Origin of the sequence: Pseudomonas putida (genome assembly GCF_003228315.1) — a bacterium.
In the GTDB taxonomy this organism is placed as follows: domain Bacteria; phylum Pseudomonadota; class Gammaproteobacteria; order Pseudomonadales; family Pseudomonadaceae; genus Aquipseudomonas; species Aquipseudomonas putida_S.
The window spans coordinates 5,404,519-5,419,896 of sequence record NZ_CP029693.1 but is presented as its reverse complement, the minus strand read 5'-3'; the positions used below and the strand labels follow the sequence as shown (position 1 = coordinate 5,419,896).

Sequence of the window (15,378 nt, the reverse complement as noted above, 5' to 3'; positions counted from 1 at the left end):
TCCGGCAATGCATGCGTTGAATGTAGCGCCGTCATCGCGAGCAAGCTTTGCTCCTACAGGGGACGTGTCGATCACAAAATGTTGGAGTAATCCGCCTCGATCCGGTCCAGGCTCAGGTGGTTGAGGAAGTTGGAGAAGCACATCCACGCCGACAACGCGTTCATGTCGCGGAACTGCTCCGGCAGGTACTTGGGTGGCACCACCATGCCTTCATCCACCAACTGGCGCAGGGTGCGCATGTCCTCCAGCGTCGTCTTGCCGCAGAACAGCAACGGAATCTGCTCCAGCTTGCCCTTGCGCACGGCCAGCTGAATATAGTTGTAAATCATGATGAAGCCCTTGAGGTAGGACAAGTCTTTGGTAAACGGCAGACCTGTCGGCGTCGAGCCGCGGAAAACGCGGCTGGCGTTGCTGTAGCTCTCGGGCATTTCGAAGCCTTGTTCGCGGAAGAATTCGAACACCTGCAGGAAGTCCGCGCCCTCCTCCACCATGTGAATGGCGCGGGTGCGGTTGGTCAGTTTGCGCAGGCGGCTCGGGTAGGACGCGAAGGTGATGATTTCCATCAGGATCGCCAGGCCTTCCTGGGTCACCGTCGACGAGGGCGGGCCCTTGGCCAGGAAGGTGCAGATCGGCTGGTTCAGGCCGTTGAGGGTGGTGCCGACGTGCACCAGGCCTTCGTGGACTTCCAGGGCGCGCACATCGCGCTGGTTGAACATCGCGTCGGTGCGAATCTTGATGTAATCGGCGCCGGCCGCCGCATCGGCGACGATCCCGTCGGACTCGAACACGCGAATGGTTTCTTCGGCCTCGCCGAACACCTTGTTCAAGCGATGCTGCAGCATCTCGACCGCATCCTTGGCAGTCATCGTCTTCGGCTCGTCTTTCAGATCGCCACGACCGTCGATGTTGTTCAGGTACTCGGACAACATCATGCCCAGATCGGACAGCGTCGGGTCGCCGGCATGGAACGCGTCGGAGGCCGCGCCGTACAGTTCCTGGGAAATCAGGCCGAAGTCCTCGGTGCCGCGCGCTTCGAGCATGCGCACCACCATCCGGTATTCCTTGCACATGCGGCGCATGATCTGGCCGACCGGGTTGAACTGGCCGAGCTGGCGGGTGATGTCGCGCTCGATGTTCTGGAACTCCAGCTTCACTTTGCTGGAGTCGAACGACAGCGGTCGGTTGAGGTAGTAGTCACGATCCACCGCCGGCATTTCCTTGCCCTTGGCCTTGAGGAACCCCTTGCGGATGGTGTCGTCCCACTTGACCGCATCAAGGACACGGATCGGCGTCTGCGCCAGCACAATGCGATCGGACAGAATGCGTATCGACTGCTGGTAATCGTCCACCGGTAACTCCTGAAGAAAACGTGATGGTTATTTGGCTTTGGCCTGGTGCTGGTAGCGTACCGCTTCGACGAACACATCGGAATTGGCCGGGTCGTCGAGATAGGCGGACACCTGGTCCATATGGCTGTCGATCAACACGCCATCGCCATCATCGGTATGGAAGCTTTCGCCACTGAGCGTTTTCTGCCCCAAGACCTGTTTGATTTGCTCGAGGTCGAGGTTGTAGACCACCAATTCATGCTTATCGGTGAGTTCGAACCCGGCAATGGTGAAATGCCCGCCGAACTGGGCCGGCACCTTCGCCGACAGATACCAGCGGCTGCCGTGGCGCGACACCGTGAACGGATAGGCTTCGCGCTCCCCGGGCCTGGCCCTGAAGTAGCTGACAGCCTGATAGCGGTTGTCGCCGACGCGGGTCAGTTCCAGGTTGACCGGCTCGCCCCAGGCGTTGGTGCTGGTCCATTTGCCGAGCAGCCCCTTGGGCGCAGGCTCACTCGTGGGCAGCGGCTCCTTGAAGGTCACCAGGCAGCCACTGAGCAGCAGGAACGACAAGGCGATCGCTACGACACGCCAGGCTTTCATTCAACACTCCCTTTTGAACACAACGCCAACCTCTGTAGGAGCGAGCCTGCTCGCGATGGCGGTGTGTCAGACAACAAATATTTGTATGTCAGACCATCGCGAGCAGGCTCGCTCCTACAGGGATTAAACCGAAGCCAGCACCAAATGCATATAACGCGTCAGTATGCCGAGCATTTCCTCTTCGGCGGCCGGCTCGGCGTCGTTGAGCAGGCCCTGATACTCCATCCGTCCGATTATAGCCGTCAACACTTTGGCATCTTGCTGCGGCTCGCGCGAACCCAATACCTCGAACAGCTGGCAGGAGCCCTGCAGCAGGATTTGCTGGTGGGAACGCACCAACTGGGCCAGGCGCGGATTGAGCAGCGCTTCCTGGCGGAAGGCCTGCTCGGCCATCAAATGCTCGCGACGGGTCACCAGTTGCCGGTGAACGTAATCGGTCATCAGCCGCGCCAGCTGGTCCGCTAGGTGTTTGCGCGCCTGGGGGCTGCCATCGCCACTGGCGATCATTTCGCGCAGCAGGCCCTGGTTGTTGTCCCACAGCTTGGCCATGTACGCCGCACTGCGCTCCACGTACTGGGCGAAGGTATCGGTCAGCAGGTCGTCGATGTCCTTGAAGTAGTAAGTAGTCGCCGACAGCGGCACATTGGCCTCGGCGGCCACGGCCCGGTGACGCACCGCACGCACGCCATCGCGCACGACGATACGCATCGCCGCATCGAGAATCTCCTGCCGTCGCTGTTCGCTGCCCTGACGGCTGGCCTTGCGACCCTGGTACTGAACACTCTCAGCGACCGCAGTGGCGATACCCGCTGCACCTTCTTGAGCCCTTGCATGGATCACGACGGGAATTCCTCTCTCTACTTCAAAAGTAACTATTTGATACGTTTGTACCAGACAGGCAATAAAAAACCGCCTGTACGAGGCGGTTTTTTTATTGAACCCGTTACGCTTGCGGACGCATGTGCGGGAACAGGATCACGTCGCGGATCGACGGTGAGTTGGTCAGCAACATCACCAGACGGTCGATGCCGATGCCTTCACCCGCCGTTGGCGGCATGCCGTACTCCAGCGCGCGAACGAAGTCGGCGTCGTAGTGCATGGCTTCATCGTCGCCGGCGTCCTTGTCGGCCACCTGCGCCATGAAACGCTCGGCCTGGTCTTCCGCGTCGTTCAACTCGGAGTAGGCGTTGGCGATTTCACGACCACCGATGAACAGCTCGAAGCGGTCAGTGACGTTCGGGTTGTCATCGTTACGACGGGCCAGCGGCGACACTTCGAACGGGTATTGGGTAATGAAGTGCGGCTGTTCCAGCTTGTGCTCGACCAGCTCTTCGAAAATCATCACCTGCAGCTTGCCCAGGCCTTCGAAGCCCAGCACCTTGGCACCGGCTTTCTTGGCGATGTCACGGGCCTTGTCGATGTCGTTCAGGTCGTCAGCGGTCAGTTCCGGGTTGTACTTGAGGATCGAGTCGAACACCGACAGACGCGCGAACGGTTCGCCGAAGTGGAACACCTTGTCGCCGTACGGCACGTCGGTGCTGCCCAGAACCAGCTGCGCCAGCTCACGGAACAGTTCTTCGGTCAGGTCCATGTTGTCTTCGTAGTCGGCGTAAGCCTGGTAGAACTCCAACATGGTGAATTCAGGGTTGTGACGGGTCGAAACGCCTTCGTTACGGAAGTTGCGGTTGATCTCGAACACTTTCTCGAAACCGCCAACCACCAGACGCTTGAGGTACAGCTCCGGTGCGATACGCAGGAACATTTCCATGTCCAGCGCGTTGTGGTGGGTTTCGAACGGCTTGGCTGCCGCACCGCCCGGGATGGTTTGCAGCATCGGCGTTTCCACTTCCAGGAAGTCACGCTTCATCAGGAAGCTGCGGATGTGGGCGATGACTTGCGAACGCACGCGGAAGGTCTGGCGCACGTCTTCGTTGACGATCAGGTCAACGTAACGCTGGCGATAGCGCTGTTCGGTGTCGGTCAGGCCGTGGTGCTTGTCCGGCAGCGGACGCAGGGACTTGGTCAGCAGGCGCACGTGGGTCATTTCAACGTACAGGTCGCCCTTGCCGGAACGGGCCAGGGTGCCTTCGGCGGCGATGATGTCGCCCATGTCCCAGGTTTTCACCGCTGCCAGGGTTTCTTCGGACAGGGTCTTGCGGTTGACATAGACCTGGATGCGACCGGTCATGTCCTGGATCACCATGAACGAGCCACGGTTGAGCATGATGCGACCGGCAACCTTGACCGGGATTGCAGCCTCTGCCAGCTCTTCCTTGGTCTTGTCCGCGTACTGTTTCTGCAAGGCATCGCAGTAGTTTTCACGGCGGAAGTCATTCGGGAAGGCGTTGCCCTTGGCGCGCTCGGCAGCAAGCTTTTCCTTGCGCAGGGCGATCAGGGAGTTTTCTTCCTGTTGCAGGGCTTGCGGGTCGAGTTCTAGGTCGCTCATGTCTTTAAAGATTCCATCACGGGTTCGTTGCCCCCGGCCTGCGGCCGGGGATCGCCAGCAGGCTGGCTCCTACAGGGATCGCGGTGTTTCGGGCGATCCGGTGTCACAAGTTTTTTACAGCCCGGACTTCAGGCTGGCTTCCAGGTATTCGTCGATATCGCCGTCGAGCACCTTGTCGCAATCGCTGCGTTCGATGTTGGTGCGCAGATCCTTGATCCGCGAAGCATCGAGCACGTACGAACGGATCTGGTGACCCCAGCCGATATCCGACTTGGTGTCTTCCAGCGCCTGGGAAGCGGCGTTGCGCTTCTGCATTTCCTGCTCGTACAACTTGGCCCGCAGCATTTTCATGGCGGTGTCCTTGTTGGCGTGCTGGGAACGTTCGTTCTGGCAGCTGACCACGGTGTTGGTCGGTACGTGGGTGATACGTACGGCCGAGTCGGTGGTGTTTACGTGCTGACCACCGGCACCGGAAGAACGATAGGTGTCGATCCGCAGGTCTGCCGGGTTGATTTCAATTTCCACCTTGTCATCGATCTCTGGCGAGACGAAAACAGCGGAGAACGAGGTGTGGCGACGGTTGCCGGAGTCGAACGGGCTCTTGCGCACCAGACGGTGCACGCCGATCTCGGTGCGCAGCCAGCCAAAGGCGTACTCGCCCTTGATGTGCACGGTGGCGCCCTTGATCCCGGCGACTTCACCGGCCGACAGCTCCATGATGGTCGCGTCGAAACCGCGCTTGTCGGCCCAGCGCAGGTACATGCGCAGCAGAATGTTGGCCCAGTCCTGGGCCTCGGTGCCACCGGAACCGGCCTGGATGTCCAGGTAGGCGTTGTTCGGGTCCATTTCGTGGCTGAACATGCGGCGGAATTCCAGCTTGGCCAGCGACTCTTCGAGACGGGCCAGCTCGGCGATCACATCATCGACCGCACCTTCATCGTTTTCTTCGACAGCCATGTCCAGCAGGTCGCGGCAATCGGCCAGGCCACTGGACAGCTCGTCCAGGGTCTCGACGATCTGCGCCAGCGCAGCGCGCTCGCGGCCCAGCTCCTGGGCGTATTCAGGCTTGTTCCAGACACTCGGATCTTCAAGCTCGCGATTGACCTCAGTCAGACGCTCATGCTTTTGATCGTAGTCAAAGATACCCCCGAATGGTTTCGGAGCGCTCGGACAGGTCCTTGATGGTGTTCAGGATCGGGTTGATTTCCATGGCGGGCAGCACTCGTAGGCGAACTTTTGAAAGCCGGCGAGTATAACGTAAACAGGCTGGGACGGCAGCCCGCCTGGCGGTCATGTGTCGAAATCTCGCCTTCTGCGCATCCTGATGCACCCCTCGCGGACTGAAAACCCGAAACTAAGTCCTACAGAATTTTCTTCTTTTTTAATACCTGAACTATTTCTCGACACTTACTCACAAAGTGTTGAGCAGCTTGTTAACGCTGTAGGAAATTACCTCAATAAAACCGGAGCAATCCTACTTAATTAGGAGTTGCGCTGTATTTCTTACCCCCTTACAAATACACAGCAACCCCATTATCGAAGCGATCTTATCAGCGCTAGCAAAAGGCCGAACATGAAAAACAACTATTACATGGCAGCCGCACTGACACTCATGATCATCGGCGAAATATTAACCATCTACAGCGAGGTATATGCATCAAAACTTACGGGACGTCCAACCGAAACGCCATTGATATTCCTGAAGCCCATAATACTTATCTGCATTGCAGGCATATGCCTGATTTTCGCTTACTGGCTGGGTTATCAGGCCACCGGAAACATCTGGATCGTTACAGTGGCATCCCTGACACTCCTGCTTATTCTTGAGCCCATCGTGATATATGCCATGTTGAAGGAAGTACCGGAAAGAGGCGCCCTGATTGGTTTTATTTTGGGCGCCGTCGGACTAATAGCAACCGTTGCACTCTGAAAAACCCAAAGGACAAAACATGTCGAACGATAAACAGATAATAAGCTGTACGGTGTGCGGATATGAGTACGACCCAATGGCCGGTGATCCCGAAAACGGAATACCACCGGGTACGCTCTGGGAAGATATTCCTGATGATTGGTTGTGTCCGGATTGCCAAATGCCCAAATCAGACTTTGAGCTTGTACCGCAAGCGGCACACCAGTAGGCCTTGGATAATCGTCAAAAGCTGACAAATCATTCTCTGTCCACTGAGAATAATTTGTCAGCTCTCTCTAACTAGTCATCGATGATTGCAAGGTCTGGGTTCAGTCAATACTGCTCAGCCAATCCCCACCTGATTACGCCCATTGTTCTTCGCCAGATACAGCCCCTTGTCCGCCGCCGAGATCAGTTCCCGGCAATTGCTGCCGGCTGTCGGGGTGGTGGTTGCCAGGCCGATGCTGATGGTCAGGCTCGAGCCTTCGTTCGGGGAAATGTGCGGGATTTTCAGGGCTTCGACGGTCATGCGCAGTTTTTCCGCCACCAGCCGCGCACCGCCCTGGGAGGTATTGGGCAATACCAGGGCAAATTCCTCGCCGCCGTAACGGGCCGGCAGGTCGGATGGCCGGGCGCTGGCGTCGCGGATCGCCGCGGCGACCTTGCGCAGGGCTTCGTCGCCCTCCAGGTGGCCGAAGGTGTCGTTGTAGGTCTTGAAGTAATCCACGTCGATCATCAGCAGCGACAGTTGACTCTGTTCGCGCAGCGAGCGCCGCCACTCCAGTTCCATGTATTCGTCGAAGTGCCGGCGGTTCGACAGCCCGGTCAGGCCGTCGGAGTTCATCAGGCGTTGCAGCACCAGGTTGGTATCGAGCAATTGCTGCTGGCTGACCCGCAGCGCGCGGTAGGCCGCATCACGCTGCAACAGGGTCAAGTAGGAGCGCGAGTGGTAGCGGATGCGCGCCACCAATTCGATGTTGTCCGGCAGCTTGACCAGATAATCGTTGGCCCCGGCCGCGAACGCCGCGCTCTTGATCAGTGGGTCTTCCTTGGTCGACAGCACAATGATCGGTATGTCCTTGGTCGCCGGGTGATTGCGGTATTCGCGCACCAGGCTCAGCCCGTCCAGGCCAGGCATGACCAGATCCTGCAGAATCACCGTCGGCTTGATCCGCACCGCATGGGCGATGGCCTGGTGCGGGTCGGCGCAGAAGTGGAAATCGATGTTTTCTTCGTTCGACAACCCGCGCCGAACGGCCTCGCCGATCATCGCCTGATCGTCCACCAACAACACCATGGCGGCATTTTCGTCAGTCTTGAAGTCGTCGAGCTGTAATTCATTCATGTGCGTTCACCTGAAAACTGCATAAGCCAGGATTGCTGCTAATAGTAGTCACTTTGGGAAGATCTCCAGCAATCGTGGCGCTATCTTCTCCAGCGGACGGATTTCCGATGCGGCATCGATGGCCGCGGCCGCCTTGGGCATGCCATACACCGCGCTGCTGCCCTGGTCCTGTGCGATGGTCAGGTAACCTTGCTGGCGCAGGAGTTTAAGCCCCTGTGCGCCATCACGTCCCATGCCGGTCAGCAAAACGCCGACCGCATCACCGTTCCAGTAACTGGCCACGCTCTCGAAGAACACGTCGATCGAAGGCCGGTAGATTTCATTGACCGGCTCGGCGGTGTAGGCCAGCGTGCCGTTCTTCAATAATCGAATATGGTGATTGGTGCCCGCCAGCAGCACAGTGCCGCTTTGCGGTGGCTCGCCCTCCCGGGCCAGCCGCACGTTCAGGCCGCTGGCGCTGGCCAGCCATTCGGCCATGCCGGCGGCAAACACCTGGTCGACATGCTGCACCAGCACGATGGCGGGGGAAAAATCCCGTGGCAGCGCCTTGAGCAGGACTTCCAGCGCCGCCGGCCCACCGGCGGACGAGCCGATGGCGATCAAGCTCTGACGCGAGGCGGAACTGCGCAAGGGAGCAGGGTCGCGTCGTTCACGATGGCTCTTGTCGCCGATCAGCCAGCCGATATTCATGATTTTGCGCAGCAACGGCGCCGCCGCATCCTGGGCGTTGCCGGCGCCGAGGGCCGGAGTATCGACCACGTCCAGTGCTCCGTGGCCCATGGCTTCGAACACCCGGTGCACGTTCTGCTGGCGATCCACCGTGACAATGACGATGGCGCAGGGCGTTTCGGCCATGATCCGCCGGGTGGCTTCCACCCCGTCCATGACCGGCATGATCAAGTCCATCAGAATCAGGTCAGGTGTCTGCTCGGCACATTTTTGCACCGCTTCGCGGCCATTGCCGGCCACCCAGATCACCTGGTGCGCGGGCTCGAAGGCCAGCGCCCGGCGCAAGGCCTCCACGGCCATGGGCATATCGTTGACGATTGCGATTTTCACGCCCGCGCTCCTCCTATGAGCTCATCGACTGCATCGAGCAAGGCGTCATCATGAAAACTGGCCTTGGCTAGATAATAGTCGGCCCCGGCATCCAGTCCACGGCGGCGATCCTCCTCGCGATCCTTGTAGGACACCACCATCACCGGCAGCGATTGCAGGCGGTTGTCCCGGCGCAGCAACGTCACCAGTTCGATGCCATCCATGCGCGGCATGTCGATGTCGGTGATCAACAGATCGAACGCTTCCGAGCGCAGGGCATTCCAGCCATCCATGCCGTCGACCGCCACCGCCACGTCGTAGCCGCGATTGAGCAGCAGCTTGCGTTGCAGTTCGCGCACGGTCAGGGAATCGTCCACCACCAGGATGCGTTTGCGAGCCGCCTGGGCGGCCTGATTGCCCTGGCGGGCGATGCGTTCCAGGCGCCCGGTATTGAGCAACTTGTCCACCGAACGCAGCATGTCTTCGACGTCGACGATCAACACCACCGAACCGTCGTCGAGCAAGGCCCCGGCGGAAATGTCCTGCACCTTGCCCAGACGCTCATCCAGCGGCAGCACCACCAGGGTTCGCTCGCCGATAAAACGTTCGACCGCAATGCCATAAGCCGTATCGCGCTCGCGGATGACCACCACTTTCAAAGTCTGCTGATTGCCCTGGCTCGCCGGACGCTGCAGCAACTGAGTGGCCGCGACCAAGCCGACATGCCGTCCTTCATGCCAGAAGTGCTGACGGCCCTCGACCTGCACGATGTCCGTGGCCTCCAGATCACACATGCGTTCGATGTGGGCCAGCGGGAAGGCATAGGCTTCGTCACCCACCTCCACCACCAGGCTGCGCACCACCGACAGGGTCAGCGGCACTTCAAGATGGAAACGACTGCCCTGACCCGCCGTCTGCTCCAGCTCCACCGCACCGCGCAGCTGACGCACCATGTGTTGCACCGCATCGAGGCCGACGCCGCGCCCGGACACTTCCGTGACGGTGTCGCGCAGGCTGAATCCGGGCAGGAACAGGAACGTCAGCAGTTCCTCTTCGCTCAGTTGCGCGGCCGTTTCCGGCGGCGACAATTGGCGTTCGACGATGCTGCGGCGGACCTTCTCCAGGTCGACGCCATGGCCATCGTCACTCAGTTCCAGCACCAGCAATCCGGCCTGATGGGAGGCGCGCAGACGAATCACCCCCTCCTCCGGTTTGCCGACCAGCAGTCGTTGCTCGGGGGTTTCGATACCGTGATCCACCGCATTGCGCAGCAGGTGGGTCAGCGGCGCTTCAAGCTTTTCCAGTACATCGCGATCGACCTGGGTTTTTTCGCCCTCGATCTCCAGTCGCACCTGCTTGCCCAGGCTGCGCCCCAAATCACGGACCATCCGCACCTGGCCGGTCAACACATCGGCGAACGGGCGCATGCGGCACGCCAGGGCGGTGTCGTACAGCACCTGCGCGCGCTGGCTGGCTTGCCAGGCGAACTCATCGAGTTCGGCGTTTTTCTCCGCCAGCAATTGCTGGGATTCGGCCAGCAACCGCCGTGCATCCTCGAGGGCTTCCTGGGCTTCGAGGCTCAGGGCATGGTCCTTGAGATAGCCATTGAGATTTTCCAGCGCCCGCAGGCTGTTGCTCTGCATGCGCTTGAGGCGCTGCATGGTGGCCAGGTGCGGCTTGAGTCGAAGGGTTTCCACCAGGGATTTGCTCGACAGGTCGAGCAGGCTGTTCAGGCGTTCGGCGGTGACCCGCAACACACGCTCGCCGGTTTCCGTGGTGCGTCTGTTTTTTTTGGGGGTGGCGACGGACTCCACCGATTGTGCTTCATCGGCCGGCGCCATTTCCGAAACCAGCGGCGCCTCGACTTTGGGCGCTTCAAGCTGCAACTCGGCCATCATCGGCGCGGCGGCAGGCAGGACCGGAATCGCCGCAGCTGCCGGGTCCAGCAAGCGCGCCATCAAGGTGACATAGGCTTCGATGTCCTCAGGCTGCGGCGCATTGGCCGGCGTGGCAATGCGCATCAGCAGGTCAGTGCCCTGCAGCAAGGCATCGATGTGTTCAGGACGCAGGTACAGCCGCGCCTCTTGGGCGCTGACCAGGCAATCTTCCATGACATGCGCCACGCTGACGCCGGCATCGATACCGACAATCCGCGCCGCGCCCTTGAGCGAGTGCGCTGCACGCATGCAGGATTCGAGTTGATCGGCCTGGGTCGGGTCGCGCTCCAGCGCCAAAAGGCCCGCGCTCAGCACCTGGGTCTGGGCTTCGGCTTCCAGGCTGAACAGTTCCAGCAAAGAGGCGTCGCGCATTTGCTCGGGGGTCATGTGAGGCTCCGGGTCACGGCGGATAACAACTGCTCTTCATCCAGCCAGCGCAGGCTGCGACCTTTGAATTGCAAGACGCCACGGGTGTATTTCGCATTGGCCTGGCTACCCGAGCGTGATGCCGCTTCGAGGACGCGCTCGTCGATGGCGTGAATACCGTCCACCTCATCCACCGGCACCACCACCGGCCCGCCGTGGGCCGCGATGATCAACATGCGCGGCATGACCCGCGCGCCAGAGGCCACGCTGGCGACACTCTCCAGCCCCAGCAATTCGCCCAGAGAAAGGCAAGCCACCAACGCGCCACGAACGTTGGCCACCCCGAGCAAGGCGCGGGAGCGCTGATGCGGCAGCGAATGAATGGCTTGTTGCGGCGCCACCTCCACCAGGCTGCGCGTCGCCAGGCCCAGCCATTCTTCGCCGAGGCGGAACATCAGCAGCGAGCGGGTTTTCACCTCGTCTTCGAGGGTATGCGCGACCTGGGCGCGATCATCCTGCTGCAACGCGTAGCGATCCAGCAGGCGCGTCGCGGCGGCCGAGTACACCGCGCAATTGCGGCAATGGATGTGTTCGATCAGCAGCGGGCAGGACTTGTCGCCATGGATACCGATACGGTTCCAGCAATCGTCGATGGCCTGGGCATCTTCATGGGTGACGCTAAAGGTGTCGGAGGCAATCATCGTTTACGCTCACTGTCGGCGCGCTCGCTGCGGGCGGCGCGGTCCTGCAATCGTCTGGCACCGACGCTATCGCCCTGGGCTTGCAGCAGGGCTGCCAGATGCATCAACGCGTCGGGATGTTGCGGTTCAAGGTACAAGGCCTTGCGATAAAAACCCTGGGCCTGCAGCACATCACCGCCCACATCACTGAGCAACCCCAGCCAGTAGAACACCTGCGCCACGGGCTCGTGTTCGCGCAGGTAGCGCTCGCACGCGGCACGGGCTTCGGCGCTTTTGCCTTCGTTGGCCAACCCGGCAATGTTCGCCAGCAATACCGCGCTATCGGCGCCGCCAGGCTTTTCTGTAGACACGGGCCGCGCAACGCTGGCGAACGGACGCCGGGCAACCGGTGGCGGCGCGACAGGACGCGCCGGTTGCCGCACGGGCACAGGCGTCGGCAATGGCGCGGGATTGATGGTCGGCAACGGCTCAGGCTCCGCAGCATTCTGGCGACTGAAGGCGAAGGACTGCGGGATACCGATCGAACGCATGCCCAGGCGCCCCAGCAGACTGCCTTCGGCGGGGCCGATGAACAGCACGCCATCGACATGGGTCAAGCGCTTGAGCACTTCGAACACCTGCTTTTGCGTCGCCAGATCGAAATAGATCAGCAGATTGCGGCAGAACACGAAGTCATAGGGCGGCTCGTTGGCGAGCAAGCCCGGATCAAGGACATTGCCGACCTGCAGGCGGACCTGATCCAGCACGCGATTGCTCAGGTGATAACCGTCGTTTTCAGCGGTGAAATAACGGTCGCGATAGGCGATGTCTTCGCCGCGAAAGGAATTCTTGCCATACAGCGCACGCCGGGCCTTTTCCACCGACAGCGGGCTGACATCCATGCCCTCGACCTTGAACTGGTGCGGCTTGAACCCGGCATCCAGCAGCGCCATGGCGATCGAGTACGGCTCTTCGCCGGTGGAGCATGGCAGGCTGAGAATCCGCAGGGCGCGCAGGTGGTTGATCTCGGCCAGGCGCCGGGTCGCCAGTTTCGCCAGGGTGGCGAAGGATTCCGGATAGCGGAAAAACCAGGTCTCCGGAACGATCACCGCTTCGATCAACGCCTGCTGCTCATCACTGGAGCCCTGCAGGGTGCGCCAGTATTCATCGGCCGTCTGCGCATTGGACAAGAGGCTGCGTTGGCGCACCGCACGCTCGATGATCGCCGGACCCACCGAGGTCACATCGAGGCCGATGCGTTCCTTGAGGAAATCGAAAAAACGCTGATCGCTGCTCATGACGGGTCCTCAAGCAACGCTAGGTCCAGCGGTGGCGTCGGAAACAACAGCGCGCGAACTCGCTCATCCAGCAGATCGGCGACCCGCACCCATTGCAGCAGCCCCTGCTGATCCTTGCGCACCGGCCCAAGATAAGGGGCCTGTGGATTGTCCAGGCCATAGGGCTGGAAATCAGCGGGGTCGCAACGCACGGTGCCGGTGGCCTGTTCCAGGATCAGCCCGAGCAGTTGCGCCGGCAGGTTCTCATCCGCCTGGTAGTGCACCAGCACCAGCCGCGTGCTGGTGCGCAGTTGGGCAGGCGTACCAAAGGTCAACGCACTGAGGTCGATCACCGGCACCACCGCGCCGCGCCAGGCGAACACCCCGGCCACCCATTGAGGCGCGTGGGCAATCGGCTTCAAGGGTAGCCGTGGCAGCACTTCCGCCACCTCGGTCGCGCGCAGGGCGTAGCGCTCGCTGCCGATGTGAAACACCAGAAACAGCACCTGCAACGGCTGTTTCACGGCGGTGCGCTTGGCGGTGAGCTCGCTCATCAGACTTTGAATCGCGAAACGCCGCTGCGCAGCCCGACGGCCACCTGGCTCAGCTCATCGATGGCAAAACTGGCTTGGCGCAGGGAATCGACGGTCTGGCTGCTGGCATCACCCAACTGCACCAGCGCGTGGTTGATCTGCTCGGCGCCGGTGGCCTGGGCCTGCATGCCTTCGTTGACCATCAACACGCGAGGCGCCAGAGCCTGCACCTGATGGATGATCTGCGACAGCTGTTCGCCGACCTGCTGCACCTCGGCCATGCCGCGGCGCACTTCCTCGGAAAACTTGTCCATGCCCATCACCCCGGCCGACACCGCCGACTGGATCTCGCGCACCATCTGCTCGATGTCGTAGGTGGCGACGGCGGTCTGGTCCGCCAGACGGCGCACTTCGGTGGCGACCACGGCAAAACCGCGACCGTACTCACCGGCCTTTTCGGCCTCGATGGCGGCATTGAGCGAGAGCAGGTTGGTCTGGTCGGCGACCTTGACGATGGTCACCACCACCTGATTGATGTTGCCGGCCTTCTCGTTGAGGATCGCCAGCTTGGCGTTGACCAGATCGGCCGCGCCCATCACCGAGTGCATGGTTTCCTCCATGCGGGCCAGGCCTTGTTGCCCGGAACCGGCGGCCACCGACGCCTGGTCGGCAGCGGTGGAGACTTCGGTCATGGTGCGCACCAGGTCCCGCGAGGTGGCGGCAATTTCCCGGGAGGTCGCGCCGATCTCGGTGGTGGTAGCCGCCGTTTCAGTGGCGGTGGCCTGTTGTTGCTTGGAGGTCGCGGCAATCTCGGTCACCGAGGTGGTGACCTGTACCGACGAGCGCTGGGCCTGGGACACCAGGGAAGTCAGCTCGGTCATCATGTCGTTGAAGCCGGTTTCCACGGCGCCGAATTCGTCCTTGCGGTCCAGGTTCAGGCGACGGCTGAGATCGCCTGTGCGCATCACTTCGAGGATCTGCACGATACGGTTCATCGGCGCCATGATCGCGCGCATCAACAGCAGGCCGCAGAGACCGGCCGCCAGCACGGCGATCAGCAGGGAAATGCCCATGATGACCTTGGCGGTCAGCACCGAGTCGTCGATGGCGGCGATATCCCGGTCGGCCACGGCTTTGTTGTGGCGCAGGATGTCGCTGAGCTTGACCCGGCCATTGGTCCAGGCCGGCGTCAGTTCGTCGTTGAACAGCTTGATGGCATCGGCGTCGAGGTTGCGCTTGTGCAGGTCGATCACCGCCGCGAGGATCCGGTGATAGTCCTCATGGGACTTCACGAACGCGGCGTACTCGGACCGGTCTTGATCGTCGGTGATGGTTTCGCGATAGAGGTCCATCTGCTCTTGCAGGCGAGCCGCGTAGGTACTGAAATCCGTCGCATCCTGGGCATTGAAGCCCTGCCCTTCTTCAAGGCCGAGCATGGCTTGTATGCGCAGATAGCTGTCGGACCAGGCACCGCGAATCATCGAGCTGTAGTACAACCCTGGCAGCGCATCATCACGCACGCTGGCTTCACTGCTTTCAACCTTCAACAGCCGCGAATACGAGACGACCACCATCAACAGCATGATGGCGATGATGACTGCAAAACTCGCCAAAATGCGTTGGCGCAACGTCCAGTTCTTCACAGGCTGTCCTCGGGTTGTTTCCAAATGTGGGGGAGTATAGCCGAGGGCGGTGTTCCATTTATAAGACAGTTGCGCGCCACTGCTCATCCCGCCCGCGTATGGCAGGGATTGGCTTTGGAGGGGGACTGTCGGCTATCGCGGGGGATTTGTGCCAGTGGTGATTTGGCAGAAAGGGGCGGCGGATTGGTCATTGAGAGATGAGGTGTGGTTGAGTACGCCATCGCGGGCAAGCCTTGCTCCTACAGGATCGCGTCGTTCACAAAATTTCTGCCA

Annotated in this window: 14 protein-coding genes; 2 read left to right on the top strand and 12 right to left on the bottom strand. The window is 60.8% G+C overall.

Annotated features, from left to right (window positions below; all coding sequences use genetic code 11):
• Positions 1-71: 71 nt before the first annotated feature.
• The 5 genes from DKY63_RS25335 to prfB all read right to left on the bottom strand — a co-directional run bounded on the left by DKY63_RS25335 (position 72) and on the right by prfB (position 5,587).
• Complete coding sequence (locus DKY63_RS25335) at positions 72-1,349, bottom strand: flavohemoglobin expression-modulating QEGLA motif protein (protein WP_110966614.1); 1,278 nt, start codon at positions 1,347-1,349, stop codon at positions 72-74.
• A gap of 27 nt (positions 1,350-1,376) precedes the next feature.
• On the bottom strand, positions 1,377-1,931 hold the full coding sequence (locus DKY63_RS25330) for a hypothetical protein (RefSeq protein ID WP_110966613.1): 555 nt from the start codon (positions 1,929-1,931) through the stop codon (positions 1,377-1,379).
• A gap of 123 nt (positions 1,932-2,054) precedes the next feature.
• Positions 2,055-2,771, bottom strand: coding sequence for a TetR/AcrR family transcriptional regulator (locus DKY63_RS25325; protein WP_204354258.1), 717 nt, complete (start codon positions 2,769-2,771; stop codon positions 2,055-2,057).
• Between the two features lie 103 nt (positions 2,772-2,874).
• Positions 2,875-4,377: a lysine--tRNA ligase gene (gene lysS, locus DKY63_RS25320; protein WP_110966612.1), complete on the bottom strand. Its 1,503-nt coding sequence runs from the start codon at positions 4,375-4,377 to the stop codon at positions 2,875-2,877.
• A 114-nt stretch (positions 4,378-4,491) separates the two neighbouring features.
• Positions 4,492-5,587, bottom strand: a protein-coding gene (prfB, locus tag DKY63_RS25315; RefSeq protein WP_110966611.1) for a peptide chain release factor 2 whose coding sequence is annotated in 2 segments (ribosomal slippage) — positions 4,492-5,514 and positions 5,516-5,587 — 1,095 coding nt in all. Because the reading frame shifts where the segments join, the coding sequence is not laid out codon by codon here.
• Between the two features lie 363 nt (positions 5,588-5,950).
• Between prfB and DKY63_RS25310 the strand changes: the two genes are divergently transcribed.
• Both DKY63_RS25310 and DKY63_RS25305 read left to right on the top strand, forming a co-directional pair.
• Complete coding sequence (locus DKY63_RS25310; protein WP_430523133.1) at positions 5,951-6,307, top strand: hypothetical protein; 357 nt, start codon at positions 5,951-5,953, stop codon at positions 6,305-6,307.
• A 19-nt stretch (positions 6,308-6,326) separates the two neighbouring features.
• The gene (locus tag DKY63_RS25305) at positions 6,327-6,515 is read left to right on the top strand and encodes a rubredoxin (protein ID WP_110966610.1); all 189 of its coding nucleotides are present in this window, start codon (positions 6,327-6,329) and stop codon (positions 6,513-6,515) included.
• Positions 6,516-6,629: 114 nt separating this feature from the next.
• Here DKY63_RS25305 and DKY63_RS25300 read toward each other — a convergent pair whose 3' ends face one another.
• Genes DKY63_RS25300 through DKY63_RS25270 form a run of 7 tightly spaced genes read right to left on the bottom strand, consistent with a single transcriptional unit; the run spans position 6,630 to position 15,105 of the window.
• On the bottom strand, positions 6,630-7,631 hold the full coding sequence (locus tag DKY63_RS25300) for a response regulator (RefSeq protein ID WP_110966609.1): 1,002 nt from the start codon (positions 7,629-7,631) through the stop codon (positions 6,630-6,632).
• 48 nt (positions 7,632-7,679) lie between these two features.
• Positions 7,680-8,690 carry a chemotaxis response regulator protein-glutamate methylesterase gene (locus tag DKY63_RS25295; protein WP_110966608.1) on the bottom strand — a complete coding sequence of 337 codons (1,011 nt, stop codon included), beginning with the start codon at positions 8,688-8,690 and terminating at the stop codon, positions 7,680-7,682.
• Positions 8,687-10,993, bottom strand: coding sequence for a hybrid sensor histidine kinase/response regulator (locus tag DKY63_RS25290; RefSeq protein WP_110966607.1), 2,307 nt, complete (start codon positions 10,991-10,993; stop codon positions 8,687-8,689). The genes DKY63_RS25295 and DKY63_RS25290 overlap by 4 nt, the downstream gene beginning before the upstream one ends.
• Positions 10,990-11,673: a chemotaxis protein CheW gene (locus tag DKY63_RS25285; RefSeq protein WP_110966606.1), complete on the bottom strand. Its 684-nt coding sequence runs from the start codon at positions 11,671-11,673 to the stop codon at positions 10,990-10,992. Before DKY63_RS25285 ends, DKY63_RS25290 begins: the two co-directional genes overlap by 4 nt.
• Complete coding sequence (locus DKY63_RS25280; protein WP_110966605.1) at positions 11,670-12,950, bottom strand: CheR family methyltransferase; 1,281 nt, start codon at positions 12,948-12,950, stop codon at positions 11,670-11,672. The genes DKY63_RS25285 and DKY63_RS25280 overlap by 4 nt, the downstream gene beginning before the upstream one ends.
• Positions 12,947-13,483 carry a chemotaxis protein CheW gene (locus DKY63_RS25275; protein WP_110966604.1) on the bottom strand — a complete coding sequence of 179 codons (537 nt, stop codon included), beginning with the start codon at positions 13,481-13,483 and terminating at the stop codon, positions 12,947-12,949. Before DKY63_RS25275 ends, DKY63_RS25280 begins: the two co-directional genes overlap by 4 nt.
• The gene (locus tag DKY63_RS25270; RefSeq protein ID WP_110966603.1) at positions 13,483-15,105 is read right to left on the bottom strand and encodes a methyl-accepting chemotaxis protein; all 1,623 of its coding nucleotides are present in this window, start codon (positions 15,103-15,105) and stop codon (positions 13,483-13,485) included. Before DKY63_RS25270 ends, DKY63_RS25275 begins: the two co-directional genes overlap by 1 nt.
• Positions 15,106-15,378: the final 273 nt, after the last annotated feature.

Excerpts from the sequence above, each read along its gene's own strand:
- DKY63_RS25330 (WP_110966613.1), bottom strand. The coding sequence starts at position 1,931 with ATGAAAGCCTGGCGTGTCGTAGCGATCGCCTTGTCGTTCCTGCTGCTC.
- lysS (WP_110966612.1), bottom strand. The coding sequence starts at position 4,377 with ATGAGCGACCTAGAACTCGACCCGCAAGCCCTGCAACAGGAAGAAAAC.
- DKY63_RS25310 (WP_430523133.1), top strand. The coding sequence starts at position 5,951 with ATGAAAAACAACTATTACATGGCAGCCGCACTGACACTCATGATCATC.
- DKY63_RS25305 (WP_110966610.1), top strand. The coding sequence starts at position 6,327 with ATGTCGAACGATAAACAGATAATAAGCTGTACGGTGTGCGGATATGAG.
- DKY63_RS25300 (WP_110966609.1), bottom strand. The coding sequence starts at position 7,631 with ATGAATGAATTACAGCTCGACGACTTCAAGACTGACGAAAATGCCGCC.
- DKY63_RS25290 (WP_110966607.1), bottom strand. The coding sequence starts at position 10,993 with ATGACCCCCGAGCAAATGCGCGACGCCTCTTTGCTGGAACTGTTCAGC.
- DKY63_RS25285 (WP_110966606.1), bottom strand. The coding sequence starts at position 11,673 with ATGATTGCCTCCGACACCTTTAGCGTCACCCATGAAGATGCCCAGGCC.
- DKY63_RS25280 (WP_110966605.1), bottom strand. The coding sequence starts at position 12,950 with ATGAGCAGCGATCAGCGTTTTTTCGATTTCCTCAAGGAACGCATCGGC.
- DKY63_RS25275 (WP_110966604.1), bottom strand. The coding sequence starts at position 13,483 with ATGAGCGAGCTCACCGCCAAGCGCACCGCCGTGAAACAGCCGTTGCAG.